Source organism: Hafnia sp., from assembly GCF_036648275.1.
In the GTDB taxonomy this organism is placed as follows: Bacteria; Pseudomonadota; Gammaproteobacteria; order Enterobacterales; family Enterobacteriaceae; genus Hafnia; species Hafnia alvei.
Genome location: NZ_JAVXIQ010000017.1, coordinates 56304 through 82444, shown reverse-complemented (window position 1 = coordinate 82444; position 26141 = coordinate 56304). Strand labels below are relative to the sequence as shown.

The following is a 26141-nucleotide window of genomic DNA, read 5'->3' as shown; positions in this document are numbered from 1 at the left end:
CCGATAACAAATTTTATTGCTGCTGCATTTCTTGTGCTAAATCGCTCTTAACCTGTGCTTTTTGTTCTGGCGTTAAGATTTTGCTCAAATTAAAGAAATACTGCATACGATAGTAGCGAGCCTGCTCTTGTGCTTTACCGAAAGCCGCAATTTGTTTCTTAACCGCTGTTTCATCCCACTTACCTGAATCAATAATATCGATCAGCAGGCCATTCTGAATATCTTTTGTATCAATTGAGGCCATTTTCTTATCTGTTTCAGTCCGCAGGGCTTTAATTTTATCCACTTGAGATTGATTTAAATGCAGATGCTGGATCATTGGATCTTGCTGAGGTTCCGATTGAGTGCTTCCGCTAGTATTGCTGGACGCTAAAGCGAAACCAGAAAAAACGAGCGCTGATGCAGCAAGAGTCAATTTAGAAAATTTGTTCATCAATGTAATTCCATAAAGGGAAAAGAAAATTAGTCCAAATAACTGTAAACCATTTATGAGTTAGTGTTGTAATGAAGTGTGTGAACTCGTGAACACAGATTATTTAATTATGCATTATGATTATTTATTGGTTGCGTGAATTTTTGTGATTATTCTCCGCGACACTCAGCAAGAAAAAAGCGCCCGAAGGCGCTTATTAATAATAAAACAGGAGGGCAATTATTTCGCTTTACCCTGATTAGCAACCGCAGCGGCTTTAGCTGCAATTTCATCTGCATCGCCAAGGTAGTAACGTTTTAACGGTTTAAGATTTTCATCAAACTCATAAACCAACGGTACGCCGGTTGGAATATTCAGTTCCAGAATTTCATCTTCGCTTAGATTATCTAAATATTTAACCAATGCGCGCAGTGAGTTACCGTGTGCTGCGATAATGACGCGCTCACCGCTCGCAATGCGTGGCTTAATCACATCGGTCCAGTAAGGAATAACACGGTCAATGGTGGTTGCTAAGCTTTCGGTAACCGGCAGTTCCTGTTCGCTGAGTTTGGCGTAGCGAGGATCGTGGCCCGGATAGCGCTCATCTTCTTTGGTTAACTCTGGAGGCGTAACTGCAAAACCACGACGCCACAGTTTAACCTGATCGTCGCCATATTTTTGTGCGGTTTCAGCCTTATTCAGCCCCTGCAAAGCACCGTAATGACGTTCGTTCAGCTTCCATGATTTTTCGACCGGCAGCCATTGCTGCTCCAGTTCATCCAGCACATTCCACAACGTGTGAATCGCACGTTTCAGCACTGATGTGTATGCAAAATCAAAAGAGAAACCTTGTTCTTTTAAAAGCTTACCCGCCGATTTTGCCTCGGAACGTCCTTTGTCAGAAAGCTCAACATCCGTCCAGCCAGTGAAGCGGTTTTCTTTGTTCCACTCGCTTTCACCGTGTCGTACCAAAACTAATTTAGTCACAGCCATGGGTAAACTCCTTAGCGTAATTTATTAAATGATAACTATTATCATTATATTGCCATCGTACAGGAAACAGCAATAGCTGAGTCTAAACATAGCTAATTTCAGCGCGTATGTGTACGTGTTGAGTGGGGAATTCGTGCGAGATGCAATGTGTTATGTCTGTGGATGGATGGGAGAATAAGCTCGCGTCCTCCCATAACGTGAAAGACGCGAGTCAGACAGCCGAATTATTTTTTCTTCAAGCAGTCGCTCATGAAGGTTTTACGTTCGCCTTCTTTAAAGGTTTTGCCTTTGGCTTCCGCGTTACAGGTTTTCATTTTCTGCTGTTGTGGCGTTAGCGTGGTAGCGGTTGGATTTGTTTCCGCTTTTAAGCAGGTGCTCATAAAGGTTTTACGAGCGTCGCCGCTCAATGACTGGCTGCTTGCCTGCTGGCTACAGTCGGTCATTTTCTTTTGCTGAGCTAACTGTTTTGCCGAAGGCGCTTTTACTGCTTTAGCATCGGTTGATGCCGGATCTGCCGCCAGAGCGCTGCCAGCCAGCAGTAAACCCGCCATTAAAGGGAGAACCTTGCGCATGAACATAACTGTTTCCTTATTTGCCGAAATGTAGCTTTTTAGATGAATTTTTACTGACCCATTCATTTACGTAATAAGCGTAGATGGCAAATAGCAGAAATGGAATGAGACTTTTATAAAAAGCACGTTAAAACAGAGAGAAACGGATAAATCCCAGAGGAATAAACAAAGAAATACAGCCGAGTAGTGTTGATACTAATTACTAATGTTCGATTTTAGGGGGAGCACACCGATGGGGTCGTAGCGGCGTAAGCCGCCGGAGTGCCCCGCGGTGTGGTAGACCCGTATATCTCGATCTCTTAAACGATTAGTATTAATTGTCCTAGGCTGTGTTTTGACTTCAAACGTCGATTTTAATGTGGTTGCTTGGGATCCGCTTTAACCGGATGAAGTAACAAATACACTGCAGGGATAACTAGCATTGATAGCAGCGGAGCGCTGACCATCCCGCCAATCATGGGTGCTGCAATGCGCTGCATGACTTCTGAACCGGTTCCACCTCCCCACATAATCGGTAATAAGCCCGCCATAATGGTGGCCACCGTCATCACTTTAGGGCGAACGCGCAGCACCGCGCCTTCATGCAGCGCTGCCAGCATTTGTTTATGAGTGAGAGGTTGATCGCCTTGCTGATGTTTGGCTACCGCATGGTTGAGGTACAGCAGCATAATGACGCCAAATTCTGCCGACACGCCTGCCAGCGCAATAAAGCCAACGGCTCCGGCGACCGAGAGGTTATAGCCCAGCAGATAGAGCAGCCAAACGCCGCCGATTAAGGCAAAGGGAAGGGTGCCCATGATCAGCAAAGCATCGCGAATTTTGCCGAAAGTAATGTAGAGCAGCACGAAGATAATCATCAATGTTAACGGCAGAACCATCTGTAATTTGGCGCTGGCGCGCTCCATATACTCAAACTGTCCTGACCAGCTTAAAGAAATGCCTTCGGGCAGTTTTACCTGCTCAGCCACGGCTTTTTGCATATCTTCTACCGCTGATTTCAGATCGCGCCCGCGCAGGTCAACGTATACCCAATCTGACAAGCGCGCATTCTCGCTTTTTAACATCGGTGGGCCTTCGCTGATTCGAACTTCGGCTAAATCTCCCAGCGTAACCTGAGCGCCGCTCGCCGTGACTACCGGCAAAGCACGGAGTTTTTCAACTGAATCACGCACTTCTCGTGGGTAACGGATATTGATAGGAAAACGTTCGCGGCCTTCAATGGTTTCACCAATATTTTCACCGCCGACAACGCTGGAAACCAATGACTGAAGCTCTTTGACCGTGACGCCATAGCGAGCGGCTGCGGTGCGGTTAATATCAATATCGATGTAACGCCCACCGGTCATGCGCTCGGCCAGAGCCGATGTGACTCCGGGCACTTTTTGCACCACGCGTTCGATCTGCTCAGCCACTTCGCCGATCTGCTGCAAATTGTTGCCGTTTACCTTGATCCCTACCGGGCTTTTGATGCCCGTAGAAAGCATATCTAAACGGTTACGGATCGGTGGCACCCAAATATTGGCGATGCCGGGAACCTGTACGCGAGCATCCAGTTCGGCAATCAGTTTGTCCATCGTCATACCCGCACGCCATTGGTCACGTGGTTTGAAGCGAATGGTCGTTTCCAGCATGGTGAGCGGGGCAGGATCGGTTGCGGTATCTGCTCGGCCTGCTTTCCCAAATACGGTCTCAACTTCAGGCACGGTTTTGATCAGGCGGTCGGTAAGTTGTAACAGTCGGCTGGCTTCGCGTGCTGAAATACCGGGCAATGCGGAAGGCATATACAATAAATCACCTTCGTCCAGCGACGGCATAAACTCGCTGCCTAAGCGGCTTAAAGGATAAGCTGTTGCCAGCAACAGCGCGGCGGCAATCACCAACGTGGTTTTCGGGCGGGCCAACACCCAATCTAACAACGGGTGATAGGCTTTTATCAGCCAGCGGTTTATTGGATTGGCATTTTCGTCTGGTATCTTGCCACGAATAAAATAGCCCATCAGCACCGGAACTAACGTAATCCCTAAACCGGCGGAGACCGCCATGGCATAGGTTTTCGTGAACGCCAGCGGGGAAAACATTTTCCCTTCCTGCGCCTCAAGTGCAAAGACGGGAATAAAGGACAGCGTAATAATTAATAAACTACAAAATAGCGCTGGACCCACTTCGACCGCGGCTTTCTCTGCGATCTTCCAATATTCTGCGTTGTTTGGCGTACGGTTTTCATGATCGTGTCGCCACTGTTCAAGCACCTTATGCATGTTTTCGATCATCACGATCGCCGCATCCACCATCGCCCCAATAGCGATCGCGATCCCGCCGAGCGACATAATATTGGCGTTGACCCCCTGATAATGCATGATCACAAATGCGCCGAGTATTCCCAACGGCAGGTTGATAATTGCCACCAACGCCGAACGGAAATGGAACAGGAACAGAGCACAGATAACGGCGACCACCACGAACTCTTCCAGCAGCTTATGTGAAAGGGTTTCGATAGCGCGTTCAATGAGCTGAGAACGATCGTAAGTGGTGACGATCTTCACGCCCGGTGGCAAACTTTTTTGCAGCTGGTTCAGCTTGTCTTTCACTGCGTTAATGGTGTCTAAGGCATTTTTCCCCGAGCGCATCACGATGATACCGCCAGCCACTTCGCCTTCACCGTTAAGCTCGGCCACGCCGCGACGCATCTCAGGCCCTAAACGCAGTGTTGCCACATCTGAGAGCATGACGGGAACGCCGTTACGCGTGGCGATAACCACGTTGCGGAAATCATCCAAGGATTGCAGATAGCCCGAGGTGCGAACCATATACTCCGCTTCGCCAAGCTCTAAAACCGAGCCACCGCCTTCCTGATTTGCCGCTTTAATGGCCGCCGTTATTTGCTCATGCGTCACGTTAAGCGCACGCATTTTTTCAGGCTGCAAAACGACCTGATATTGACGCACCATACCGCCCACGCTGGCGACTTCTGATACGTTCGGCACCGTTTTTAATTCATACTTCAGCGTCCAATCCTGTAACGCACGAAGATCGGCCAAACTGTATTTTCCGGTCGTATCTGTGAGCGCATATTCATACACCCAGCCGACGCCGGTGGCATCGGGGCCAAGAGAGGCTTTAGCCTCAGGCGGCAGCGTTGACTGCACTTGGCTGAGATATTCGAGAACGCGGGAACGCGCCCAGTAAGGATCGGTGCCATCGTCAAAAAGCACATACACATAGGAATCACCAAACATCGAGAAACCGCGCACGGTTTTCGCACCCGGCACCGAAAGCATGGTGGTGGTGAGTGGATAGGTGACTAGGTTTTCGACCACCTGTGGAGCTTTGCCAGGATAGCTAACACGAATAATGACCTGCGTATCAGAGAGATCGGGCAGCGCATCCAACGGGGCTTTTTGTACGGCCCACAATCCCCAAACGGCTAAACCGATGGCAGCTAGCAGTACCAATAGACGGTTTTTGAGCGACCAGCGAATAACGGCGGCAATCATGGTCGACCTCCCGACATATCCATTTTCATGTCTGCGGGCATGATGTGGCGGATGACAATTCCGCTGTCATCCATCGTAAAGCTAAAACTGACATGCGACCCTGTCTGCACGCCTTCAGGGAGCTTACCGCCTGGCAGGGTGAAATCCATGGTCATTGGCCCCCACTTCAAGGCCGGAATCGCTTCGTGGCTGATCGTTAGATTCTCGCCCGTTATCGCCTTAATCACGCCCGTGGTTGAGTATTGAACCCCCTCCGGTTCTTGTTTTGCTTGAGTATCAGTAGACGTTTTCGCATCGCTAAACTGCGGCAGCGCGTTACGCAGGCTGGCTTCAGAATCCAGCATAAATTGCCCGGATGTCACGACGGGCTGGCCTTCCTTAAGACCGTCTAAGATTTCAACCCAATCGCCTTGGGTTTCGCCGGTACGCACCGCCACCGGAGTGAAATGCCCATTTCCATCGCTGAGCAGCACATGGCTGTTTTCACCGGTGGTGATTAACGCGGATTGCGGAATCGCCAAGGCGCTGCGTTCGTGATTGCTGGCGCTTGCGACATTTAGGTACATCCCCGGTTTTAATTGTTGCTGCGGGTTGCTGAGTTCAATACGGGCTTTCAGGTTACGAGTGGTGGCATCGAGTTCGGGCAAAAGCTCGCTCACGCGGCCATCAAAACTGACGCTAGGCCATGCGCTGCTGGTGGCGGTGACGCGATCGCCCAAGCGGATCCTCTCGGCCTGTGACTGCGGATAGTCAATAACCACCCAAACCGGATCGAGGCTCGCCAATTCAAATAGCGGCTGAGCGGTGGCAACCTGCTGTCCTTCACGCACTTCCAGTTTAGATACGTAGCCACTGCGCGGCGCGGTGATGGTCATGCGCGGCTGTACTTTGCCGCTACGCTCTACGGCTCGGATAACGCTTTCGGGCATGAACTGTAGCGCTAGGCGTTGACGAGCCGCCTGAGTTAGCGCCGAATCGCCCACGGCGCGGATAGCCAGATACTCCTGCTGAGCGCTGCTCCAGCTAGGGTTCCAGATAACCGCCAGCGTTTCACCGGCTTTAACGCTTTGCTGTAGCGCTCTCACCTTCAATTGCTCGATAACGCCCGCGCTCGGCGCAGAGAGTGTGCTCAGCGTGCGCTCGTTAACGGCGACGGTGCCATAGGCTTTCAGGTTGCTGCTAAAAGTATGATGCTCAGCGGGTGCCGTTTTTATGCCGAGATTCTGCTGCTGGCGAGCGCTAATGCTGACACCGGTATCTGACTCCTGCCCTGATTCATTGGCATAGCGCGGCACAAGCTCCATATCCATAAACGGAGATTTCCCCGGTTTATCGAATCGCTGACCGGGAACCATCGGATCGTACCAATACAGCACTTTTCGTCCCGCGTCAGTGGTCTGTTTGGTGGGGGCTGCGCTATTGGCATGCTGAGATTGCGAACCTAATTTGTATCCGCCCCAGCCCGCAGCAAGTAAGGCAATGACAATGGTGCTAAGGGTAAATTTGTTATTCATTGGGCAAACTCCTGCGGGATGAGATAGCGGATTGAGGCCCAGATTTTGGCCATTTCACGTTCAGCCGTAACGGATGCCAACTCGCTTTCTAATAGGGCACGGCGACCACTCATCACCTCGGCTAAGGAGCTGCTGCCTGCACGATACTGTGCTTCTAGCAGACGGATTTTCTGTTGCTGTAGCGGCACGATTTCCTGCTGCTGGCGCTGCCAGCGGCTTTGGGCGGCCTGATACTGAGCGATTAACGTATCTAACTGTGCGCGGTGATCGCGCTGGAGTAACGTAAGCTGGTCGTTCGCTTCCATGCTGCGGGAAACTTCGGCGGCGTAGTCTTTATCCTGACGTTTGGATTTAAACAGCGGGAGATCGACGGTAAACATCACGCCCGCCATATCTTCGTAGTCATCTCCGCGTTTGGCGTAATAAACCTCAACGCCCACGTCGGGTACTGCGGCCAGTGCGGTTTGTTCCGAACGTGCATGCGCAACGTCTGATTCACGTTTAGCCTGTAGAACTTCAGGATGTTCATCAATGGCCTGAATCAAAACATCTCGCTCGGCGGGTAAACGCTGATACCGCGGCAGCGAGCCAGCGGTACGCACATCGTTTTCGCCGGTCAACTGCATTAGACGCGCCTGAGCAACCTGAACATCACGGCTGGCGTCGGTGACGAGATCCTGCATGGCGGCGAGCGTGAGTCTTGCATCAATCGCGCTGCTCGGCGCGCTGCCGTTGGCGACGCTGGCATTTTGCAATGGAACCTGACGGTGACCTTCACTCACCAATTTTTTTGCCTGTTCTTCACTGCGCTGTGCCAAGGCCAGATCGAGCCACGCTTGTGCGGTATCTCGCTGGAGCTGAGCGCGGATCGCCAGCGAATTGGCCGCGGTTTTTGCCGCTTCAGCGCGTAAGGTATCGGCTTTACGTTCGCGTTTTTCGCTGCTGACGTAGTCTTGCATGATCCCTATACGCTGCATGGTCATTCCTTCACGCGTAAGGCGACGACCGTTATCCCCACCGACGGGGACGTTTTCGATGCCAAATTTTAATTTTGGATCGGGAAGTTGAGTGGCAGAGTCAGCCATGTTTTCCAGTGCATTAACCTGATGTTGGTTCGCCGAGAGCGCCGCAGAATATTTCTGCGCGGCGTTCAGGGCTTCATCCAAGCTCAGGCTTGCCGCCTGTGCGGCGGCAGGCAGGAAAAACATCGCCGCCAGCCACGCCGCAATGCGGCGCTGCTTTCGGTTTTGCATGATGTTTCTCCGTTACTGAGCTGGGGTAATTTCAGTTAATTGATAACCGGATTCGGTTTGAATAAAGCTGAAATTCACTTTGCTACCCACGGCCAGTGGCTTGATAGCTGGCGCAGAGGGCAATGCAAAGGTCATGGTCATGGCTGGCCAGTGCAGTTCAGGGATCGGGGCGTGAGTTAATGAAACGCCGCTTTCTTGGCTCCAGCTTTTTACCACGCCGGTCGCGTGGTAAGACGTGGCGGTTGATTCATGATGCGACATGTCGTTCATGTTATGCATCGCGCTCATGTCATGACCGGTGTTGGCCATAATCGGCGTAGCGAAAGCAAAAACAGAAAGAAGGGCGGTGGTCGTGAATAGGGTGCGGATATTTTTAGCGTAAGACATAAGATTAACTCCTGTAAAAAACGAAAACCCGCTGCGTATAGGCGAAGCCACGCAGCAAAACTCAATTGAGGTTTTACGTCTGGAGTTATTCTCTAAAACGGCAAAAACGTATTTCGGCTGGAGGGCCAATAGAAGGGGGCTGACGCCATTCGGTATCGCAAGGCAGTTCTACTGCGGCCACATCAATGGCGGCGAGTTCAGAACTCACAGGGATCGCATGGAGCGTTAGCTGCGTTTCACCGTTGTCTTGTTTCATGCTGTCAGGGGAACAGTGCTTTTCACACATGGTTTCCGACACTTGCATGTGATGCGCCACAACGTCGGGTGCGCCTTGCATATGCGTGATGTGCTGCACCATCGGCGCAGGGCCATCAACGTTCATATTGCATTGATGTCCAGCGATGGCGAGCTGAGCGTTCAGCAGCGTCCAACAAGCAACCAATACAATCGCCCACACGTTTTTCACGCGTAGATTATGCATTCGTTGCTGAAGCTTGCTGCTCATAAACATGGAAATTAACAGTCACCCTAAATGAAACGGCTTTCAGTGTAGCGTTTAGCATTGCGTGCTAACAAGGAATGATGGGTAAAGAACTGTCAGGAGGAGATATTTCGGATAATCAGGGAGTTGATTTAACTTTTTGGTTACTGGGGGGATACAGATTGGTAGCACTTTTTAATTTTGTACAGTGTTAGTTTTCTAGAGCCAGTCTCCTATGTTGTATTTGTGTAAGGTTTCGACCGCCAGTCAGCAGCGGTTTTCACATGCTAACCAAGCGACGGCGTCCGATGAGAGCCCCGTTGCGCGGGGGCTCTCAACTCGCGCGCTTTTGTCCGAGATGCCATCTCCGCGCCGGGTCGGCATGCGCCATCCATGGCGCCTCCTCCCCTAACGCTAACATCCTGTTAGCGTTGCTCTTTCCCCCAAGACTTAAACTTAAAACAGATAAGATTTTGTTTTTTGGGTTTGACCTTTTCCGGCACGTTGTTCTTCAGCCGAGTTGAGGAATGAAGGCTAGGATTCGCCGACAGGGATGTCGGCGAAAGAACGGAGGAGCCAGGATGGCGATTGCCGTTCGTTCCGTTAAAGCCGGAATGACGAAATGAGGGAACCTGCGAAGCAGGCTGAGGAACGGTGCCAAGCCGAGATGCAAGAGGGCGGCGATTGAGCCCTCTTGCACGGACGCCGGCACGGTGTAGATGTAGAAATAAGGGTTTTAGGCGTACGTAACTTTCCCCGAACGTAGCATTATCAAGGGCGGACGAAACCTTACACCAAGACATCATAAACGGATACGTCTGAACCCTTTGGGTTGTCCCCTAAAAAATCAACTTAAACACGCCCGTAATCGTCAACAGCCCCACAATAAAGATAATCGCAATAACCCATAAGAGAATTTTCATTTGCTGCTCCTTATCCATTTTTAGTCGCTGAAAAAAACGCCCTAAATGGGCGTTAGTCATAATGAGTATAGATTAAGAAAAGCAAATGCTTAGGATATTGGGTTCTACCATCCTTGCACGGCACCGCCGTTGAATATCTTCTGAGCTGCGGCGGCAACCTCTGGCGATTCATAAGATTTTACGAAGTCTCGGACATTTGCGGCGTCTTTATTATCTTCGCGGGTGACGATGATATTGACGTAAGGCGACTCTTTATCTTCAATAAATACGCTGTCTTTGACTGGCGATAACCCAGTCTGCTGTAGATAGGTGGTGCTGATAATTGCCACGGTGACTTTAGGATCTTTTAACACGTGCGGCAGTTGCGCGCCTTCAAGCTCCATAATATTTAAATTGAGCGGGTTGGCGGTAATATCAATCGAGGTTGGCAACAGGCCTTTATCCTGTTTAACCGTAATCAGCTTCTCTTTTTGCAGCAGCAATAATGCGCGACCCAAGTTGGTTGGATCATTTGGAATCGCGATGGTGTCTCCCTTTTTCAGCTCAGAGACAGTTTTGATTTTATCTGAATAGCCTGCCATCGGAAAAACGAAGGTGTTGCCGACGGCGACTAATTTATAGCCGTGCGTCTGGTTTTGTTCGGAGAGGTAAGGGCGATGTTGGAAAACGTTAGCATCGAGTTCGCCTTTATCGGTGGCATCGTTAGGCAGCAGCGAACCACTAAATCCAACCAGCTCCACGTCTAGGCCATATTTTTCTTTTGCTACTTTTTGAGCCACCTCAGCCACATCCTGTTCTGCCCCGTTAATCACGCCCACTTTTATATGATGAGCCTGATCGCTTTTTTGATCACAACCAGAGAGCAATGCAGCAGTGCTAAATAGCGCAACGAATAGCGTTGCGTTAAACGCAGATTTCATGAGTACCGTCCTTATGTTTTTCAATGGGGTGAGAAAGGTGCAACGCCAATATTAATCGCTTTTCTAAACCTTCCGCTTGATGGCTTTTGCCGACGTTAGCGCTTCTGCCGAAAGGTTATTTTGACGTCATATTCAGCATCGCTTTTTCACCTGCGTTTGTATGCTGATTATTTTTCATCATGCTGCCTATTCCGCCTACTTAGCAAAGTAAATACCTGTTTTATAAGCTACCTCAATCATTACTCTCTGGCTAATGATTACGTGAATTGGTTAATTGATAGACGACTTTAGGAATTTTATGCTGGCCTCACTGCAAAAATTCTTACTCGCATGATGCGCTAATGAATTAAACCGGGGAGGTTTAGGTATGTCGCTTCATCAAACACCCACTCGCGTCTGGGATACCCGCCGTCAGGAAAAAAGACGTCGCGTTGAAAGCGTGCAGGGGCTCATCAACGGAAAAGTGATTCCGACCGATGATTTAACCGCAATTCTCGAAAAACTGATTGTCTCTGGCGACCGCGTTGTTATGGAAGGTAACAACCAAAAGCAGGCTGATTTCTTATCGCGCAGTTTGGCTGAGGTTGATCCGGCTAAAGTCCACGATTTGCATATGATCATGCCAAGCGTGGGTCGTGCAGAGCATCTGGATATCTTTGAAAAAGGGATTGCTCGCAAGCTGGACTTTGCCTTCTCCGGCACCCAGAGCCTGCGCATTTCACAGCTGCTTGAAGATGGTCAGCTAGAAATTGGCGCCATCCATACCTACATCGAACTGTATTCACGCCTTTATGTGGATCTGGTGCCTAACGTGGCGCTGGTCGCCGGTTTTAAAGCAGACCGCCACGGCAATCTTTATACCGGACCTAGCACCGAAGATACGCCTGCGCTGGTTGAAGCCGCGGCGTTCAAAAATGGCTTAGTCATCGCACAGGTTAATGAGCTGGTCGATGATGAAACCGACCTGCCACGCGTTGATATTCCGGGTTCTTGGATTGACTTCGTGGTGGTGGCTGACAAGCCATTCTTTATCGAACCTCTGTTTACCCGCGATCCTCGTTTGATTAAACCCGTGCACGTACTGATGGGCATGATGGCCATTAAAGGTATTTATGCCAAGCATCAGGTGCAGTCCCTCAACCACGGGATTGGTTTTAATACCGCCGCCATTGAATTGCTGCTGCCAACCTACGGTGAGCAACTGGGGCTGAAGGGCAAAATCTGTAAACACTGGACACTGAATCCGCATCCAACGCTGATCCCTGCTATCGAAAGCGGCTGGGTTGAAACCGTTCACTGCTTCGGCGGCGAGCTGGGGATGGAAGATTACATCGCGGCACGCCCGGATATTTTCTTCACGGGTAATGACGGCTCTATGCGTTCAAACCGTGCTTTCTGCCAGATGGCGGGGCAGTACGCTGTGGATATGTTTATCGGCTCCACGCTGCAAATTGACGGCATGGCGCACTCTTCAACGGTCACCCGTGGTCGCCTGTCTGGTTTCGGCGGTGCGCCAAATATGGGGCACGATCCGCACGGTCGCCGTCACGCGACGCCAGCCTGGCTCGATATGATCGAAGAGCCAGATCCGTTAGCACGCGGTCGCAAGCTGGTGGTTCAGATGGTTGAAACTTTCCAAGCCGGTGCGAAACCGACCTTCGTTGAAAAACTGGATGCGATTGACGTTGCCAAAGAGTCCGGCATGCCGCTGGCTCCAGTCATGATTTATGGCGATGACGTAACCCACGTACTAACCGAAGAGGGGATTGCCTATCTCTACCGTGCCCGCTCGTTAGAAGAGCGTCGTGCGATGGTGGCGGCAGTGGCGGGGATCACCGATATCGGTTTGGGCGTTGATGCTAAGCGCGTTGCCGACCTGCGTCGTGAAGGCAAAGTGGTCTTCCCTGAAGATATGGGGATCCGCCGTACCGATGCAACGCGCTCGTTGCTGGCTGCGGGTAGCGTATCCGATCTGGTTGAGTGGTCTGACGGTTTATACAACCCACCCGCTAAATTCCGGAGCTGGTAATGAAAATCCAACCCTATTCACTCCATTCCGACGCCGATGATGCGGCAAGTTTACTCGCTAAACAGGCGACGCAAGCGCTGCTGGACGAGGCTCGCCTGTCTCCTAAACCTGGCTTAGTTGATAGCCGTGGTTCTGGTGCACATCAGGATTTAACGCTGGATCTGATGGAGCGCTCGGCACACAGCTTAACGCCCGCGTTTCAGCAGCTCGCCATCGCAAGCTGGCAGCGTCCGGTAGACAGCGCGCTGCGTCAGGAGATTGGAAGAATAGGGCGGGAAGGTGAGCGCAGCATGATGCTGGCGACGCAGGGCGTGAATACCCACCGTGGTGCTATTTGGGCGCTGGGGTTATTGGTAAGCGCCGTCGCCATGCAAGGGGCGAAAGGGGACGTGTACTCAACGCTCAGTCTGGCCGCGCAGGTTGCACGTTTGCCCGACCATGCAAGCCCAAAAATATTCAGTAAGGGGCTTCGAGCTACTCAACGTTATCAGGTTCCCGGTGCACGTGAAGAGGCACAGCAAGGCTTTCCGCATGTGATAACGCTGGCTTTACCACAGCTGTGGCGCAGCCGTCAGCAAGGGGCAACGGAACAAGAAGCCCGGATTGATGCGCTGATGGCCATTATGACTTCGCTTAGCGATACCTGTGTGCTTTCTCGCGGTGGTTTATCCGCCCTGAAAGCGATGCAACGGGGCGCCGCCGAGGTGCTGGCTAACGGCGGATATCAGACGTCAGCAGGCCGTTTAGCGTTAGTCCATTTGGAAGCCCGCATGCTGGCTGACCACGTTTCTCCCGGTGGAGCCGCAGATTTACTGGCAGCCGCGCTGTTTTTAGATAGAACCTGCCGCCAATAGGTGGGGCGTCAAGATGCGCGTCGGCTGTTAGACAACGAATAAAGAGGACGTTATGGAACGTATTGAACTGAGCTATCCGGCAAGCGAAACGCTGCCGAACAAAGCATTAAGCGGCGTCGTCGGTTCCGGCGATATGGAAGTGCTGTTTGCGCCTGAACAGAGCGAAGGCACGCTGTCCGTGGTGATTAAAACATCGGTAGACGGCAGTGGTCTGCGTTGGCAACACCTGTTTGAGCGCTTGGCTAGCCTACGTACTTTGCCTGCGGGGCGTTTAGAGATTAATGATTTCGGTGCAACGCCGGGTGTGGCTCGCCTACGTATCGAACAAGTCTTTGAGGAGGCAACTCATGCGTAACGATCTCAGCTTTATCGAACTTAGCGCCCGTGAACGCGCGCGTCGTTTACTGGATGCCGGTACTTTCCGTGAATTATTAGGCCCCTTCGAGCACATCACATCGCCGTGGTTAGAACCTCAAGGCATTGTGACGCAGGCCGACGACGGTATGGTGGTGGCTAAAGGCACCATCGAGGGCAAACCCGCGGTCGTGGTTGCGGTTGAAGGTGCTTTCCAAGGCGGCAGCATGGGCGAAGTGTCCGGCGCCAAAATGGCCTCAGCGTTAGAGCTGGCCGCTGAGGATAACCGCAACGGTATTCCAACGCAGGCTGTCTTGCTGTTAGAGACCGGTGGCGTGCGTTTGCAAGAGGCTAATCTCGGTTTGGCAGCCATTGCGGATATTCATGCGGCGATTGTCGATCTGCGTCGCTATACGCCGGTAGTAGGCATTGTTGCTGGTACCGTTGGCTGCTTCGGTGGTATGTCGATTGCGGCCGCGCTGTGCAGCTATTTGATCGTAACCCGTGAAGCGCGCTTAGGCCTTAACGGCCCGCAGGTGATTGAGCAGGAGGCGGGGATTGAAGAGTATGACTCACGCGACCGTCCATTCATCTGGAGCATGACCGGTGGTGACGTTCGTTATCGCAATGGTTTTGTTGATGCCGAAGTTCCTGATGGTTTAAACGCGGTAAAACAGGCGATGAATCAGTGTATTGCCCGTGGCGTTCCTGAACAACATCGTTCAGACAAATTCGCCCAGTATCTTACCGCGCTGCAAGGGTTCGATACTCGCCAACAGGCAACGGCTGAACTGGCCGCCGAACTTTTCTCTCAGAATCATCTCTCTGCTAAAGACCGTTCACAGGAGGATCGCGCATGAGCACCTCAACAGCACACACCGCCAGCCGTGGCCGCTACTGGTTTTCCTTACTGACTCAGGGCGCCACTCAGCGTCAGGGGCAATGCGAATCGGTTAAAGCCGCCGATGGTGAAATTGATGGACAGGCCACACGTTTTATCGCGGTGGTTCCAGACGCAAACAATCATTACCCACGTGCGGTCAACGGCGAAGTCGGTCTGCTCGAAGGCTGGACGCTGGCGCAGTTGGTGAGTGAAGTCGTTGAAGCTGACCAAGACAAGCCACAGAAGCGCGCCATCGTGGCCGTGATTGATGTGCCAAGTCAGGCCTATGGCCGTCGCGAAGAAGCGTTTGGTATTCACCAAGCCTTAGCCGGTGCCGCAGGTGCTTACGCTAAAGCGCGTTTGGCGGGTCATCCGGTGATTGGCTTAATCGTTGGTAAAGCAATGTCGGGCGCTTTCTTAGCACACGGCTATCAGGCTAACCGTCTGATTGCGTTTAATGACGCGGGCGTCATGATTCATGCGATGGGGAAAGAGTCTGCGGCGCGCATCACGCTGCGTTCCGTGGAGTCGCTGGAGAAATTAGCCGCGACTATTCCGCCGATGGCCTATGACATTAAAAACTACAGCACGCTGGGCTTATTAGACCAACTGCTGGACATCAACGATCCGCTTAATGCCAGCGCAGACGATCTTGCTCGCGTGAACAGCGTACTGCGCGAGGCCATTGCCGATGCTCGCCAACAGGGCGTTGATCTCAGCAACCGCTTAGGTGCACACAATCGCCAAAGCTCTTCTCTGGTTCGCAGCCGTATGCGGGCCGAGTGGTAACGCGTTAAACACACTAAGACCGACCGTTAGTTTTAATTATAACGCTGGGAACGATGCAAATGTATCGCACCCAGCGAGTCTTCACCTGCCCGCTAACGACTGTTTTATAAAAAGAAAATAACGTTTTAACTGAATTTTTCTGTAACGCTTTTTGTTTTTATACAAGGTGATTTATGACATACGTAATTATTCACGCCCTCGCACCCATCTTCGTCATCATGCTGCTCGGCTTTTATGCCGGTAAAGCCAAGATGGTCGATAACAAGAATGTTTCTTTGCTCAATATCTTCGTGATGGACTTTGCTTTGCCTGCGGCGCTATTTAGCGCCACGGTGCAAACGCCGTGGAGCGGCATTGTTCAGCAGTCTCCGCTGATTGTGGTTCTGGTATTAGGCATGTGGATTACCTATGCCGCCATTTACTTTATCTGCACCAAAGTCTTCAAGAAAACCCCACAGGACGCAGCGGTTCTGACGCTAACCGTGGCGTTACCAAACTACGCCGCGCTGGGCTTACCGATTTTAGGCAGCGTGCTGGGCGAAAGCTCTTCCACGTCGCTGTCGGTTGCGGTGGCTATCGCCTGTGGTTCCGTGCTGATGACACCGTTCTGTCTGCTGATCCTCGAACGTGAAAAAGCGCGTGAGTCGGGTGCGATTCAGGGTTCAACGCTGACCATGTTGCCGGTTCTGATGTGGCGTTCAGTGAAAAAACCTATCGTGTGGGGGCCATTGCTGGGGGTTGTGCTGTCAGCCATCGGTATTCACATGCCTGAAATGGTGCTGGCTTCAATCAAACCGTTGGGCCTGTCTGCTACGGCTTCGGCGCTGTTCCTGACCGGTGTGATCCTGTCTGCGCGTAAACTGAAAATCAATACCTGCGTGGTGCTGTCTAGCGTCACCAAGCTACTGATTCAGCCTTTCATTGCGTGGGGTATCGTGTTGGCGATGGGCTTGCATGGCGATGTTGCCGTCACGGCCATTCTGATGATCGCGCTTTCTGCGGGCTTCTTCGGTATCGTATTCGGCAACCGTTTCGGTGTGCAGTCTCCTGATGCTGAAGCCACGCTGCTGATAAGCTCCGTGCTGTGTATTATCACACTGCCGCTGTTTATTACGCTGACCGCAGGAATTTAAATAAGGAATCCGTATGTTACGCCCGCATGACCTGATTTGGATTAACAACGCACAGTCACTGACCACGCAAGACACCATGCCGGAGTGGGTGACGCAGCAGTGGCGCACATCATTGCCATTGGTGGTGCGACGCGATGTTCAAGACGGCGGGCGTATTCCAGTCGGGATCCGTGGTATGAAGCGCAGCCAGCGCGCGGCGGGTTGGGTCGATGAGCAAAGCGTGGTGCGATGCGTCACGCCGGAGTCGTTAATCGCCGACCCTATCGCGTTACTGCAATCTTCTTTTGTTTCCCTGCCTCCGGTTCAGGTGCTGATCATGCTGATGCAGACGCCGTGGCCGTGGGTATGGGGCGTGACAGGAAGCTGTGGTTACGCCTTCGCGACGGATATTCCGGTGATGCATACCGATAGCGATCTCGATTTAGTGGTGCGCTGTCCGCAAAAAACTACCGCGGAAGCGTTGGCGCACTTTGCCGAGCGCATTGCTCAGGTTCAGCTCCCGTGCCGAACCGACGTACAAGTTGAAACCCCACTCGGGGCTTTTGCTCTGACAGAATGGCTACGCGATAAGCGCGTCATGCTGAAAACGTCAACCGGACCGGTGTTAACCCGCGATCCGTGGTTGCCGTCAGAGGAGGCATAATGAAGGTCTTATTTACTTTTCCCGGTCAAGGGCCACAGCGCCCTGCGATGCTGCATGATTTACCTAATAATGCTATTTCACGTTCGCTCATTGAACAGGCCAATATCGCGTTAAACGAAGACGTGTTGGCGCTAGATAGCGTCTCTGCGCTGCAAAGAACGCGCGCAGTTCAGCTATGTTTACTGATCGCGGGCGTTGCCTACGCCAGAGAGCTTCAGGCGGCGGGCGTTCAGGCTGATTTCGTTAGCGGCCTGTCTATTGGTGCTTTCCCCGCGGCGGTGGTTGCGGGTGCGTTGGACTTTTCGGACGCCGTGCGTTTAGTCGCCCTGCGCGGTGAGCTGATGGAAAATGCTTATCCCACTGGTTTTGGCCTTTCTGCCGTCGTTGGTCTGAATTTGAATCAGCTAGAACCGTTGATTTCCGAGGTGAATTCGCCGGATTTGCCGGTTTATTTAGCCAACATCAACGCCGAAGAACAGTTTGTGATTGCCGGTAGCGAAGCCGCTATGCAACAGGTGATGACGCTGGCGCAGGCCAAAGGTGCACATAAAACGCAGCGTCTGGCGGTCAGCGTTCCTTCGCACTGCGCGCTGTTGCTGGAGCCCGCACACCAGCTGGCGCAGGCGATGCAAAACGTGGTAGTGCAACGACCAAATATCGCCTATCTCAGCGGCAGCACGGGGCGCGTGTTATGGCAACCCGAACGCATTGCCGACGATTTAGCATTCAATATGTCGCGCACCGTGCGCTGGCATGAAGCCATGGTGGCGGCCTATGAGCGAGAGGTTCGTTTGGCGATAGAAATGCCACCCGGTGCCGTACTTACGGGGTTAACCCGAAAAGTGATGGAACAGGGGGAAGCGCTTTCGCGCTGCCAGCTTGGTTTGAAATCGGTCGCTGATATTGTGGCTCGCTATCAGAAATTGGCTTAATTGAGTGAAGGATGGGCGCGTGCGTACATGCGCCCTTCTGCGGTGAGCGCGAGCAGGTTAGGATCTTGTTCTCGGCTACGAGAAAATACCAACGCAATGGTCTGGCGCATTTGATATTCACTGCACAGCGGCAGCAGTTTCACGCTGCTTTCATACACGTTTTTCATTCGACCAGGGATCAGCGTATAGCCCACGCCAGCCTGAACCAGACTGAGCATCGAGAAAATATCGTTGACTCGGGTAACGATGTCCGGCTCGAAACCGGCTATTTGGAATGCCTCGCTAAAGCCATGATAGGTGGCAAATCCTTCCGCTAAGGCAACGAACTTCTCGCCTCGATAATCCCGCAAATCTGCCAAACCGGGTTTCACCAGCGCTGATGAAGCCGGCGCCGCAAGAAAAATATCGTCTTGAAACAGCGGTACGGTTTCGAATAACTGTTCGTTCACTTGGCTGTCGGAAATAGAAATCAGAATGGCGTCGAGCTGCTGGTTTTCTAGCTGCTGTAATAAATCCTGATTCGAGCCCATGGTAAGGCTGATTTCTACTTCAGGGCGGCGCAGCTTAACACCCATGATGAGCTTAGGAATGGTTTCCAGCGTTAGCGAATACATGGTGCCAATTTTCATCCGCTGCTGACCAAACCCAGCGGCAATGCGCGTTTCTTCAATGCCTTTCTGAGCAAGCTCCACCAGATCGCGGGCATATTCAGCAAGCGTATGTGCGGCTGGAAGCGGTAATAAATTCCGCCCTTTATGCACAAATAACGGGCAGCGAAACCCTTCTTCCAGCGTGTGTAATGCTCTATGCACGCTCACACTGCTTAACCCCAGAGATTCTGCCGCACGGGTAATATTTTCTTTTTCCATGAAGGCTAAAAATATTTCTAATTTTCGCAGAGTTATTTCGCTGTCAATCATGATGCCGCCGCATACAAATTATACCAATATTAGGGAATACTTTAGCAAAATAAGGAATTTATGTTTGGCAAAAAGACAGCTTAGAAAAATTTAACTAAATTCAGGCTGAGCCCAATGAGGGCGCGGCTTATAGAGATAAAAAAATTCCTATTTTTTTCTGTACTTTTGTGGGGGCGTTCTATACTGAAAGTGAGGGGAAAATGTGAGTAAGCGTTATTCCCTCGATAGACGTCAGGGGGTGTGTCATGAGTAACCATGTCTGGGGACTGTTATCGCATCCGGCACAGGAGTTCCGGCAAATACGGCAGGAAAATGAGTCGGTATCGCATATCTATACTCACCATGTGCTGCTGATGGCTGCTATTCCTGTCATCTGCTCTTTTATCGGTACTACCCAGTTTGGCTGGGATTTCGGCGGAGACCGCGTTTTTAAAGTAATGCCGATGACGGCGTTAGCCATTGCAGTTGTGTTTTACGGCTTAATGCTCGCCGCGGTAGGTTTTGTTGGTATGGTCATTCGCTGGATGGCTCGGGAATATGAAAACTGCCCGAGTTTAAATCAATGTATTGTGTTTGCGGGCTATGTCGGTACGCCCATGTTTATTAGCAGTATCGTATCAATATATCCGATGGTATGGCTGTGCATGCTCGCTGTTATTGTTGGTGTATGTTATAGCGGGTATTTGTTGTATCGCGGTATTCCGAATTTCCTCGGTATCACTGAAGGTCAGGGGTTTATATTTTCTGGCTCCACCTTTGCAATAGGCGTTTTGGTACTCGAGCTGTTATTAGGGATTACCGTTATCATGTGGGGCTATGGTTCACATATTTTCTAGCCCTGTGGTGTTCAACGCAGTAGAAGTGAAAATCGTTTTGTTAATGTCCACCTAGCAGGCGCTGAAGTTTATCTTCAGCGCCTTTTCCTTGTTATATTCCAAACCGCAGAACGGCAATTTGAGCTATTAAGGAAAATAGAGAGCAGTCGCTTATTTCTTATTCAGCATCGCTTTAAGATCGGCAAATGGATTATAGGTGGCTTCACCTACGTCTTTTTGCGCATCTTCACCCGCAATCACGGTTGAACCGTATTGGTCGGCTTCGGTGTATTTTGAGTGCTCATGATCGTGGCAATATAAACACAGAAGTTCCCAGTTGCTGCCGTCTTCTGGGTTATTGGTGTGATCGTGATCGATATGATGCACGGTTAATTCACGCAGATTGGAGTACACAAATTCGCGGGAACAGCGACCGCACACCCACGGATAGATTTTAAGCGCTTTTTCACGGTAGCCAGTTTCTAAACGGGCATAGTTTTTAGGGATAACTGCCATCAGGGACAAACCTTAACAAGACTGAGGGATATTTCCCTATAGTAGGCGAAGTCGCGGCTCAGGCCAATATTTAGCAGGAATTATGAGCGAACGTAGATAATAATTCCGGCCAGGATCACTCCGCCAACGCCGCCCAGTGTTAACAGTGCCATTCCGGCGATGATTGCTTTTTTCAGCATGATTATTCTCCTAAATACGATTGCGCCGATTATACCCCGCAGTAGGCTTTGCCTCTAACCATTTTGTAACATTCAAGTCACTTTTCTCATGAAGTACATATTCATTATCGTAATAAAAACAAATTTTTTAGTATTTAGTGGAATTTAAGCTTTCGGGAATACTGAGCCATATCGGATTTAGGGAGTGGCTTATTGATGACATCAGCAACCAGCAAAACGCGAACTTCGCACTATCTGCATGCCGAGCAGAAAAACCGTATTCGTTTATGGTAACGTCAATGGATGTGGCGCAGCGAACTTCCAACGTGGTGTGTGCTGGTCGCCGTGTATGGCGGGTGGGCGCTGGTGGTTTACCACTGGCAGACGCTTGGCAAAACTGTTGGAACACCGCTGCTGATACTCATCGCTTGCTGGTATATGTCATTGCAGCATGAGCTTATCCACGGGCATCCAACGCGCTGGCCGCGCGTGAACCAATTACTTGGCCTGCTGCCGCTGGCGGTTTGGTATCCCTATGGAGTTTATCGAGACTCTCATTTAGCTCACCACAACGACGACTCTTTAACGCATCCGCTGGAAGATCCTGAGTCTTATTATTTTGCCGAGTCACGGTGGCAGCATTCATCGGCGTTGTGGCGCGGCGTTATTGCGTTTCGAAATACCTTTTGGGGTCGGATTTTGTTGGGCCCTGCGCTGGGCATTGGTGCACTGCTTAAAGATGAGCTGCGAGAAATAATTCGCGGTAATGGCAAAAAAATTACCATGTGGGTGATTCATCTTTCATTACTGGCGTTAGTGCTCTGGATCGCCCAACTCGCGGGGATTTCAGCGTGGTGGTATTTGCTGGCGGTGAGCTATCCGGCCTTAGGACTTTCCATGGTTCGCTCGTTTTACGAGCACCGTGCGGTGGACGAACCCTCAGCCCGTTCTATTATTAATGAAGCAGCATGGCCTTGGCGGCTGCTTTTTCTCAATTTGAACTATCACATTGTTCATCACGATTTGCCCGGGCTTCCTTGGTATGGATTACGTAAAGCCTATCTGGCAGACCGAACCGAGTATCAGCGGCGCAATCACGGATTTGTGGTGCAGGGCTATTCGCAATGGTGGCGAAATTATGCGTGGCGCTCTGTTGAAGTGACTCAGCACCCCTTAATGGGGCGGGAGGAGCAGGGTATAGCCGAGTTTTCAGGTACTAATAAACACAATAACAATGATGAGGAACCGTTATGGCAGGAAATGTATTTATGGGACGTAAGATTCTGGCATCTTTGGCGTTAATGGGCGCGGCGATGTGCACCGCGCAGGCGGCCGACGCGGTTACGGTGGGCTCTAAAATTGATACCGAAGGTTCACTGTTGGGCAATCTCATTGTGCAAACCTTGGATGCAAACGGCATTAAAACGGTGAACAAAACCCAGCTTGGCACCACCAAAGTTTTACGTGGGGCAATCTCTGCGGGAGAAATTGATATTTACCCAGAATATACCGGTAACGGGGCTTTCTTCTTTGCTGATGAAAAAGATCCGGCATGGAAAAATGCCCAGCAAGGCTATGAAAAAGTGAAACAGCTCGATTTGGCGAAGAACCAAATTGTCTGGTTGACTCCAGCACCGGCTAACAATACGTGGAGTATCGCGGTGCGCAACGACGTGGCGCAGCAAAATCATCTGGAATCGTTAGAAGATTTAGGTAAATGGCTGAAGCAGGGCGGTAAATTTAAGCTGGCAGCGTCGGCTGAGTTTATTGAGCGTCCTGATGCGTTACCGGCCTTTGAAACGGCCTATGGCTTCAAACTGGATCAAGATCAGTTGCTGTCGCTGGCCGGTGGCGATACCGCAGTGACGATTAAAGCGGCAGCGGAGCAAACTTCAGGCGTTAACGGCGCGATGGCGTACGGCACCGATGGCCCTGTTGCCGCATTAGGTTTGAAAACGCTTAGCGATCCTAAAGGTGTGCAGCCAATCTACGCGCCAACGCCAATTGTGCGTGAAGCGACGTTGAAAGCACATCCCGAAATTGCGACCGTGCTGAAACCGGTATTTGAATCTCTTGATGGCCCAACGCTGCAAAAACTGAATGCCAAAATCGCCGTTGATGGGCAAGATGCGAAGAAAGTCGCAGCAAAATACTTGAAAGATAAGGGCTTTGTTAAGTCTTAAGTTAATACCCCCTCCCAACCTCCCCCTTGGCAGGGGGAGGAGCCGATCGTGTATCGCGCTGTTGCGGCCTCCGTTGATAAGAGGAGGATTTGGGTGGGGAAAACTATAGGGAATTCCGTTTTGGTAAAAAACAGAGTCGTGCTCACACTCTGGCTGCTGATGATGTTGGCGCTCTGGCAAATGCCGCTGCTGACTCAGGCGGCAAACCGCTTGGTGTCTGGTACTGGTATGCCGCTAAGGGACATTATTCATGGCTTTGCATGGATTCTGATCCTGCCATTTCCTGTCTTGCTCATCCTCTGCTTCTGCCCACAAAACCGTCTTGCGCTATGGCTGATTTATCTCGTCAGCGGCGCATTGTTTGCAGGCTTGCTGCTCTTGATTGCATGGCAAGCACACCTGTTAGCCGGTGATGAAGATAGCCTAGTGCGCGTTTCTTTAGGCGGCGGATTTTGGTTTATCGGTGCGTTAAGTTTGCTGAGCGGTGCCGACGCCGTTAGTCGCTTAACCAAAAGTAGTGGAATACGTATTTTGGCAGCGCTGCTGATTTTGGCTCCGATACCGATCTTATTACTCAGCGGTGCGCTGGATACGCTTTCGCTGATGAAAGAATATGCCAACCGTGACGATGTGTTTAATCAGGCGCTTGGGCAACATCTCACGCTGCTGTTTAGTACGCTCGCGGTGGCATTGCTCATCGGCGTGCCGCTCGGCATTGTTGCTGCGCGCTGTGAAGGGCTGCGTAAGCCGATGTTTTCGGTGCTGAATATTATTCAGACCATTCCCTCGATTGCGCTATTTGGCTTGTTGATCGCCCCACTTGCGGGATTAGCTCAGGCATGGCCATGGTTGGGAAAGCTGGGGATTAGCGGAATTGGTGCCGCACCGGCGTTGATTGCCTTGGTGCTGTATGCGTTGTTGCCGCTGGTGCGTAGCGTGGTTGCCGGAATTGAACAGGTTCCGCAGCCCGTGATTGAGGCCGCGCGCGGCGTGGGTATGACGCAAAGCCAAATCCTACGTAAGGTTGAATTGCCTCTGGCGCTGCCCGTTGTGCTCAGCGGTGTGCGAATTGTGGCGGTTCAAACCGTGGGGATGGCGGTTATTGCCGCGCTGATCGGCGCGGGTGGATTCGGTGCCATCGTCTTCCAAGGCTTACTCAGCAGCGCGTTGGATTTGGTGTTGCTGGGGGTTATTCCGGTGGTTGTGATGGCGGTGACCGTGGACACCTTATTTAAATTTTTAGTTTCTCGAATTGAAGCGACGCGACAATGATTCATTTCAAGCATGTTAATAAATATTTTGCCGGACGTCCGGCGGTAGAAGACCTCTCTTTGCATATTGCTGAGGGTGAATTTACCGTGCTGATCGGCACCTCTGGCTCGGGGAAATCGACCACGCTGAAAATGATCAATCGCTTAATCGATCATGACAGCGGTGAGCTGACCTTCGCCGGACAGGATATCAGTCATTTTAAGCCTGAGGCTTTACGTCGGCGTATGGGATATGCCATTCAATCCATTGGATTATTTCCACATTGGACGGTGGAGCAAAATATTGCCACCGTGCCACAGCTGTTAAAGTGGCCCGCAGCGCGTATTCGCCAGCGTGTGACGGAGCTGATGGAAATGCTGAGTTTGGATGTGGCCGAGTTTCGCCATCGTTATCCGCATCAGCTTTCAGGGGGGCAACAGCAGCGCGTCGGCGTGGCGAGAGCTTTGGCTGCCGATCCGGAAGTTTTGCTGATGGATGAGCCATTTGGCGCGCTCGATCCCGTTACTCGCACCACCTTGCAGCAGGAAATCGCCCGTATTCATACCCTGTTAGGCCGCACCATTGTCTTGGTGACTCACGATATCGATGAGGCGCTGAGCCTTGCCGATCGTATCGTGCTGATGGACGCCGGAAAAGTAGTCCAGCAGGGGACGCCGCAGGCGTTGCTGAATCAGCCTGTGAATGATTTTGTGCGCCAATTCTTCGGCCATAGCGACGTTGGGATCAAGCTGTTGGGATTAGACGTGGTGGCCTCCCGCGTGCGTCGCGGCGAGCTTCTTCACGGTGAGCCAATTCGCTGCGATCTTAATTTACGTGATGCGATGTCGGTCTTTATTTACCGTCAGGTTGACCGTTTACCCGTTATCGATGAAGCAGGGCAGCCGGTTGGCGTGCTCTATTTTGCTGATTTGGTAAAGAAAGCGGAGGCATGATGCAGGGGAAATATCATGCGATAACCCAACGCTGGTACTTCGATCCTTTGCTGTGGGGGATCGTGCTGCTTATTGGGCTGAATAGCGGAATGGCGCACATGGGGCGCTTATTTAGCGCTTTATTTCCGGAGCTTTCACGGCCGGTTTATCAACAAGACAGCTTTTGGTCGCTCACGCTGGCGCATGTTTCGTTAGTGGCGGTTTCCAGTTTGATTGCCGTGCTGATCGGCGTGAGTGCGGGCTTACTGGTTACTCACCGTGGCGGACGCGAGTTTCGATCAATGGTAGAAACCATTACGGCGGTGGGGCAAACATTTCCGCCTGTGGCGGTGCTAGCGGTGGCGGTGCCGCTGATGGGCTTCAGCCCAGAGCCCGCGGTGATTGCCTTGGTGCTGTATGGTTTGTTGCCAATTTTGCAGGGAACCATTAGCGGGATTGAATCGGTGCCCGCCGCGGTGCGAGAGACTGCCAGAGGGGCGGGAATGAATCCTTGGCAGATCCTGTGGCGAGCGGAAATTCCCTTAGCCGCGCCGGTGATCTTGGCTGGGGTACGCACCTCCGTCATTATCAATATCGGCACGGCAGCCATTGCCTCAACGGTTGGGGTAAAAACGCTAGGTTCGCCTATTATTATTGGGCTAAGTGGTTTTAACACTGCTTACGTTATTCAGGGCGCATTGCTGGTGGCGCTCTTGGCGATGATTACCGACGCGGCGTTCGAGCGCTGGGTAAATTATTTAACACGTTGGCGACAGGTGCCACCGTCGACAGAGGGATGA

25 protein-coding genes and 1 pseudogene are annotated in these 26141 nt (G+C 51.5%); 14 read left to right on the top strand and 12 right to left on the bottom strand.

The genetic code is table 11. The features are described from left to right. Positions 1-13 precede the first annotated feature (13 nt). The 10 genes from RSC70_RS14860 to nlpA all read right to left on the bottom strand — a co-directional run bounded on the left by RSC70_RS14860 (position 14) and on the right by nlpA (position 10949). The gene (locus RSC70_RS14860; protein WP_046449793.1) at positions 14-433 is read right to left on the bottom strand and encodes a Spy/CpxP family protein refolding chaperone; all 420 of its coding nucleotides are present in this window, start codon (positions 431-433) and stop codon (positions 14-16) included. A gap of 219 nt (positions 434-652) precedes the next feature. After that, on the bottom strand, positions 653-1405 hold the full coding sequence (gene gpmA, locus RSC70_RS14855) for a 2,3-diphosphoglycerate-dependent phosphoglycerate mutase (RefSeq protein ID WP_025800727.1): 753 nt from the start codon (positions 1403-1405) through the stop codon (positions 653-655). A 224-nt stretch (positions 1406-1629) separates the two neighbouring features. Next, positions 1630-1983 (bottom strand): PsiF family protein, encoded by a 354-nt coding sequence (locus tag RSC70_RS14850; RefSeq protein ID WP_063585622.1) that lies wholly within the window; start codon positions 1981-1983, stop codon positions 1630-1632. Positions 1984-2330: 347 nt separating this feature from the next. Further along, positions 2331-5471, bottom strand: a complete 3141-nt coding sequence (locus tag RSC70_RS14845; protein WP_332542904.1) for an efflux RND transporter permease subunit — start codon at positions 5469-5471, stop codon at positions 2331-2333. After that, positions 5468-6985 (bottom strand): efflux RND transporter periplasmic adaptor subunit, encoded by a 1518-nt coding sequence (locus RSC70_RS14840; RefSeq protein ID WP_332542903.1) that lies wholly within the window; start codon positions 6983-6985, stop codon positions 5468-5470. The genes RSC70_RS14845 and RSC70_RS14840 overlap by 4 nt, the downstream gene beginning before the upstream one ends. After that, positions 6982-8238 carry a TolC family protein gene (locus RSC70_RS14835; protein ID WP_115103288.1) on the bottom strand — a complete coding sequence of 419 codons (1257 nt, stop codon included), beginning with the start codon at positions 8236-8238 and terminating at the stop codon, positions 6982-6984. Before RSC70_RS14835 ends, RSC70_RS14840 begins: the two co-directional genes overlap by 4 nt. A gap of 12 nt (positions 8239-8250) precedes the next feature. After that, complete coding sequence (locus RSC70_RS14830) at positions 8251-8625, bottom strand: copper-binding protein (RefSeq protein ID WP_332542902.1); 375 nt, start codon at positions 8623-8625, stop codon at positions 8251-8253. Between the two features lie 85 nt (positions 8626-8710). Further along, entirely contained in the window at positions 8711-9136 is a 426-nt protein-coding gene (locus RSC70_RS14825; protein ID WP_025800733.1) for a hypothetical protein, read from the bottom strand. A gap of 809 nt (positions 9137-9945) precedes the next feature. After that, the gene (locus tag RSC70_RS21060; RefSeq protein WP_087944350.1) at positions 9946-10029 is read right to left on the bottom strand and encodes a hypothetical protein; all 84 of its coding nucleotides are present in this window, start codon (positions 10027-10029) and stop codon (positions 9946-9948) included. A 104-nt stretch (positions 10030-10133) separates the two neighbouring features. After that, entirely contained in the window at positions 10134-10949 is an 816-nt protein-coding gene (nlpA, locus tag RSC70_RS14820) for a lipoprotein NlpA (protein WP_332542901.1), read from the bottom strand. A gap of 367 nt (positions 10950-11316) precedes the next feature. Between nlpA and mdcA the strand changes: the two genes are divergently transcribed. From mdcA to mdcH, 8 genes are all read left to right on the top strand, one after another. Beyond that, positions 11317-12978, top strand: a complete 1662-nt coding sequence (gene mdcA, locus RSC70_RS14815; RefSeq protein WP_040045743.1) for a malonate decarboxylase subunit alpha — start codon at positions 11317-11319, stop codon at positions 12976-12978. Further along, positions 12978-13832 carry a triphosphoribosyl-dephospho-CoA synthase gene (locus RSC70_RS14810; RefSeq protein ID WP_130987588.1) on the top strand — a complete coding sequence of 285 codons (855 nt, stop codon included), beginning with the start codon at positions 12978-12980 and terminating at the stop codon, positions 13830-13832. Before mdcA ends, RSC70_RS14810 begins: the two co-directional genes overlap by 1 nt. Positions 13833-13884: 52 nt before the next feature. Beyond that, positions 13885-14187 (top strand): malonate decarboxylase acyl carrier protein, encoded by a 303-nt coding sequence (gene mdcC, locus RSC70_RS14805; protein WP_282806823.1) that lies wholly within the window; start codon positions 13885-13887, stop codon positions 14185-14187. Next, positions 14180-15046, top strand: coding sequence for a biotin-independent malonate decarboxylase subunit beta (locus RSC70_RS14800; RefSeq protein WP_172721900.1), 867 nt, complete (start codon positions 14180-14182; stop codon positions 15044-15046). Before mdcC ends, RSC70_RS14800 begins: the two co-directional genes overlap by 8 nt. After that, the gene (gene mdcE / locus RSC70_RS14795; RefSeq protein ID WP_282814959.1) at positions 15043-15858 is read left to right on the top strand and encodes a biotin-independent malonate decarboxylase subunit gamma; all 816 of its coding nucleotides are present in this window, start codon (positions 15043-15045) and stop codon (positions 15856-15858) included. Before RSC70_RS14800 ends, mdcE begins: the two co-directional genes overlap by 4 nt. Before the next feature lie 173 nt (positions 15859-16031). Next, on the top strand, positions 16032-16991 hold the full coding sequence (locus RSC70_RS14790; RefSeq protein ID WP_149226090.1) for an AEC family transporter: 960 nt from the start codon (positions 16032-16034) through the stop codon (positions 16989-16991). 13 nt (positions 16992-17004) lie between these two features. After that, entirely contained in the window at positions 17005-17634 is a 630-nt protein-coding gene (locus RSC70_RS14785; RefSeq protein WP_332542896.1) for a malonate decarboxylase holo-ACP synthase, read from the top strand. Beyond that, positions 17634-18566 carry a malonate decarboxylase subunit epsilon gene (gene mdcH, locus RSC70_RS14780; protein ID WP_332542895.1) on the top strand — a complete coding sequence of 311 codons (933 nt, stop codon included), beginning with the start codon at positions 17634-17636 and terminating at the stop codon, positions 18564-18566. The genes RSC70_RS14785 and mdcH overlap by 1 nt, the downstream gene beginning before the upstream one ends. On the opposite strand, the gene RSC70_RS14775 is transcribed toward mdcH, so the two are convergent. Next, positions 18563-19486, bottom strand: coding sequence for a LysR family transcriptional regulator (locus RSC70_RS14775; RefSeq protein WP_025800746.1), 924 nt, complete (start codon positions 19484-19486; stop codon positions 18563-18565). The genes mdcH and RSC70_RS14775 overlap by 4 nt on opposite strands. A 245-nt stretch (positions 19487-19731) precedes the next feature. On the opposite strand from RSC70_RS14775, the gene RSC70_RS14770 reads away from it, so the two are divergent. Continuing rightward, on the top strand, positions 19732-20322 hold the full coding sequence (locus RSC70_RS14770) for a Yip1 family protein (protein ID WP_043491956.1): 591 nt from the start codon (positions 19732-19734) through the stop codon (positions 20320-20322). A gap of 150 nt (positions 20323-20472) precedes the next feature. Here RSC70_RS14770 and yajD read toward each other — a convergent pair whose 3' ends face one another. Further along, the gene (yajD, locus tag RSC70_RS14765; protein WP_025800748.1) at positions 20473-20817 is read right to left on the bottom strand and encodes an HNH nuclease YajD; all 345 of its coding nucleotides are present in this window, start codon (positions 20815-20817) and stop codon (positions 20473-20475) included. A 374-nt stretch (positions 20818-21191) separates the two neighbouring features. Between yajD and RSC70_RS14760 the strand changes: the two are divergent. From RSC70_RS14760 to RSC70_RS14740, 5 genes and pseudogenes are all read left to right on the top strand, one after another. Beyond that, a pseudogene (locus tag RSC70_RS14760) lies at positions 21192-22277 on the top strand (fatty acid desaturase). Beyond that, positions 22226-23158, top strand: a complete 933-nt coding sequence (gene osmF / locus RSC70_RS14755) for a glycine betaine ABC transporter substrate-binding protein OsmF (protein WP_432707132.1) — start codon at positions 22226-22228, stop codon at positions 23156-23158. Before RSC70_RS14760 ends, osmF begins: the two are co-directional and overlap by 52 nt. Before the next feature lie 159 nt (positions 23159-23317). Continuing rightward, complete coding sequence (locus RSC70_RS14750) at positions 23318-24430, top strand: ABC transporter permease (RefSeq protein WP_332542908.1); 1113 nt, start codon at positions 23318-23320, stop codon at positions 24428-24430. Beyond that, the gene (locus RSC70_RS14745) at positions 24427-25362 is read left to right on the top strand and encodes an ABC transporter ATP-binding protein (protein ID WP_063585606.1); all 936 of its coding nucleotides are present in this window, start codon (positions 24427-24429) and stop codon (positions 25360-25362) included. Before RSC70_RS14750 ends, RSC70_RS14745 begins: the two co-directional genes overlap by 4 nt. Next, on the top strand, positions 25362-26141 hold the full coding sequence (locus tag RSC70_RS14740; protein WP_130998831.1) for an ABC transporter permease: 780 nt from the start codon (positions 25362-25364) through the stop codon (positions 26139-26141). Before RSC70_RS14745 ends, RSC70_RS14740 begins: the two co-directional genes overlap by 1 nt.

What these genes read in the sequence shown, in the direction of transcription:
- RSC70_RS14740 (WP_130998831.1), top strand. Translation starts at nt 25,362, where the DNA reads ATGCAGGGGAAATATCATGCGATAACCCAACGCTGGTACTTCGATCCT.
- RSC70_RS14785 (WP_332542896.1), top strand. Translation starts at nt 17,005, where the DNA reads ATGTTACGCCCGCATGACCTGATTTGGATTAACAACGCACAGTCACTG.
- gpmA (WP_025800727.1), bottom strand. Translation starts at nt 1,405, where the DNA reads ATGGCTGTGACTAAATTAGTTTTGGTACGACACGGTGAAAGCGAGTGG.
- mdcH (WP_332542895.1), top strand. Translation starts at nt 17,634, where the DNA reads ATGAAGGTCTTATTTACTTTTCCCGGTCAAGGGCCACAGCGCCCTGCG.
- RSC70_RS21060 (WP_087944350.1), bottom strand. Translation starts at nt 10,029, where the DNA reads ATGAAAATTCTCTTATGGGTTATTGCGATTATCTTTATTGTGGGGCTG.
- RSC70_RS14845 (WP_332542904.1), bottom strand. Translation starts at nt 5,471, where the DNA reads ATGATTGCCGCCGTTATTCGCTGGTCGCTCAAAAACCGTCTATTGGTA.
- RSC70_RS14775 (WP_025800746.1), bottom strand. Translation starts at nt 19,486, where the DNA reads ATGATTGACAGCGAAATAACTCTGCGAAAATTAGAAATATTTTTAGCC.
- RSC70_RS14850 (WP_063585622.1), bottom strand. Translation starts at nt 1,983, where the DNA reads ATGTTCATGCGCAAGGTTCTCCCTTTAATGGCGGGTTTACTGCTGGCT.
- osmF (WP_432707132.1), top strand. Translation starts at nt 22,226, where the DNA reads ATGGCAGGAAATGTATTTATGGGACGTAAGATTCTGGCATCTTTGGCG.
- RSC70_RS14750 (WP_332542908.1), top strand. Translation starts at nt 23,318, where the DNA reads ATGATGTTGGCGCTCTGGCAAATGCCGCTGCTGACTCAGGCGGCAAAC.
- RSC70_RS14835 (WP_115103288.1), bottom strand. Translation starts at nt 8,238, where the DNA reads ATGCAAAACCGAAAGCAGCGCCGCATTGCGGCGTGGCTGGCGGCGATG.
- RSC70_RS14860 (WP_046449793.1), bottom strand. Translation starts at nt 433, where the DNA reads ATGAACAAATTTTCTAAATTGACTCTTGCTGCATCAGCGCTCGTTTTT.
- RSC70_RS14825 (WP_025800733.1), bottom strand. Translation starts at nt 9,136, where the DNA reads ATGTTTATGAGCAGCAAGCTTCAGCAACGAATGCATAATCTACGCGTG.
- mdcC (WP_282806823.1), top strand. Translation starts at nt 13,885, where the DNA reads ATGGAACGTATTGAACTGAGCTATCCGGCAAGCGAAACGCTGCCGAAC.
- RSC70_RS14790 (WP_149226090.1), top strand. Translation starts at nt 16,032, where the DNA reads ATGACATACGTAATTATTCACGCCCTCGCACCCATCTTCGTCATCATG.
- RSC70_RS14800 (WP_172721900.1), top strand. Translation starts at nt 14,180, where the DNA reads ATGCGTAACGATCTCAGCTTTATCGAACTTAGCGCCCGTGAACGCGCG.
- RSC70_RS14770 (WP_043491956.1), top strand. Translation starts at nt 19,732, where the DNA reads ATGAGTAACCATGTCTGGGGACTGTTATCGCATCCGGCACAGGAGTTC.
- RSC70_RS14810 (WP_130987588.1), top strand. Translation starts at nt 12,978, where the DNA reads ATGAAAATCCAACCCTATTCACTCCATTCCGACGCCGATGATGCGGCA.
- mdcE (WP_282814959.1), top strand. Translation starts at nt 15,043, where the DNA reads ATGAGCACCTCAACAGCACACACCGCCAGCCGTGGCCGCTACTGGTTT.
- RSC70_RS14840 (WP_332542903.1), bottom strand. Translation starts at nt 6,985, where the DNA reads ATGAATAACAAATTTACCCTTAGCACCATTGTCATTGCCTTACTTGCT.
- mdcA (WP_040045743.1), top strand. Translation starts at nt 11,317, where the DNA reads ATGTCGCTTCATCAAACACCCACTCGCGTCTGGGATACCCGCCGTCAG.
- yajD (WP_025800748.1), bottom strand. Translation starts at nt 20,817, where the DNA reads ATGGCAGTTATCCCTAAAAACTATGCCCGTTTAGAAACTGGCTACCGT.
- RSC70_RS14830 (WP_332542902.1), bottom strand. Translation starts at nt 8,625, where the DNA reads ATGTCTTACGCTAAAAATATCCGCACCCTATTCACGACCACCGCCCTT.
- nlpA (WP_332542901.1), bottom strand. Translation starts at nt 10,949, where the DNA reads ATGAAATCTGCGTTTAACGCAACGCTATTCGTTGCGCTATTTAGCACT.
- RSC70_RS14745 (WP_063585606.1), top strand. Translation starts at nt 24,427, where the DNA reads ATGATTCATTTCAAGCATGTTAATAAATATTTTGCCGGACGTCCGGCG.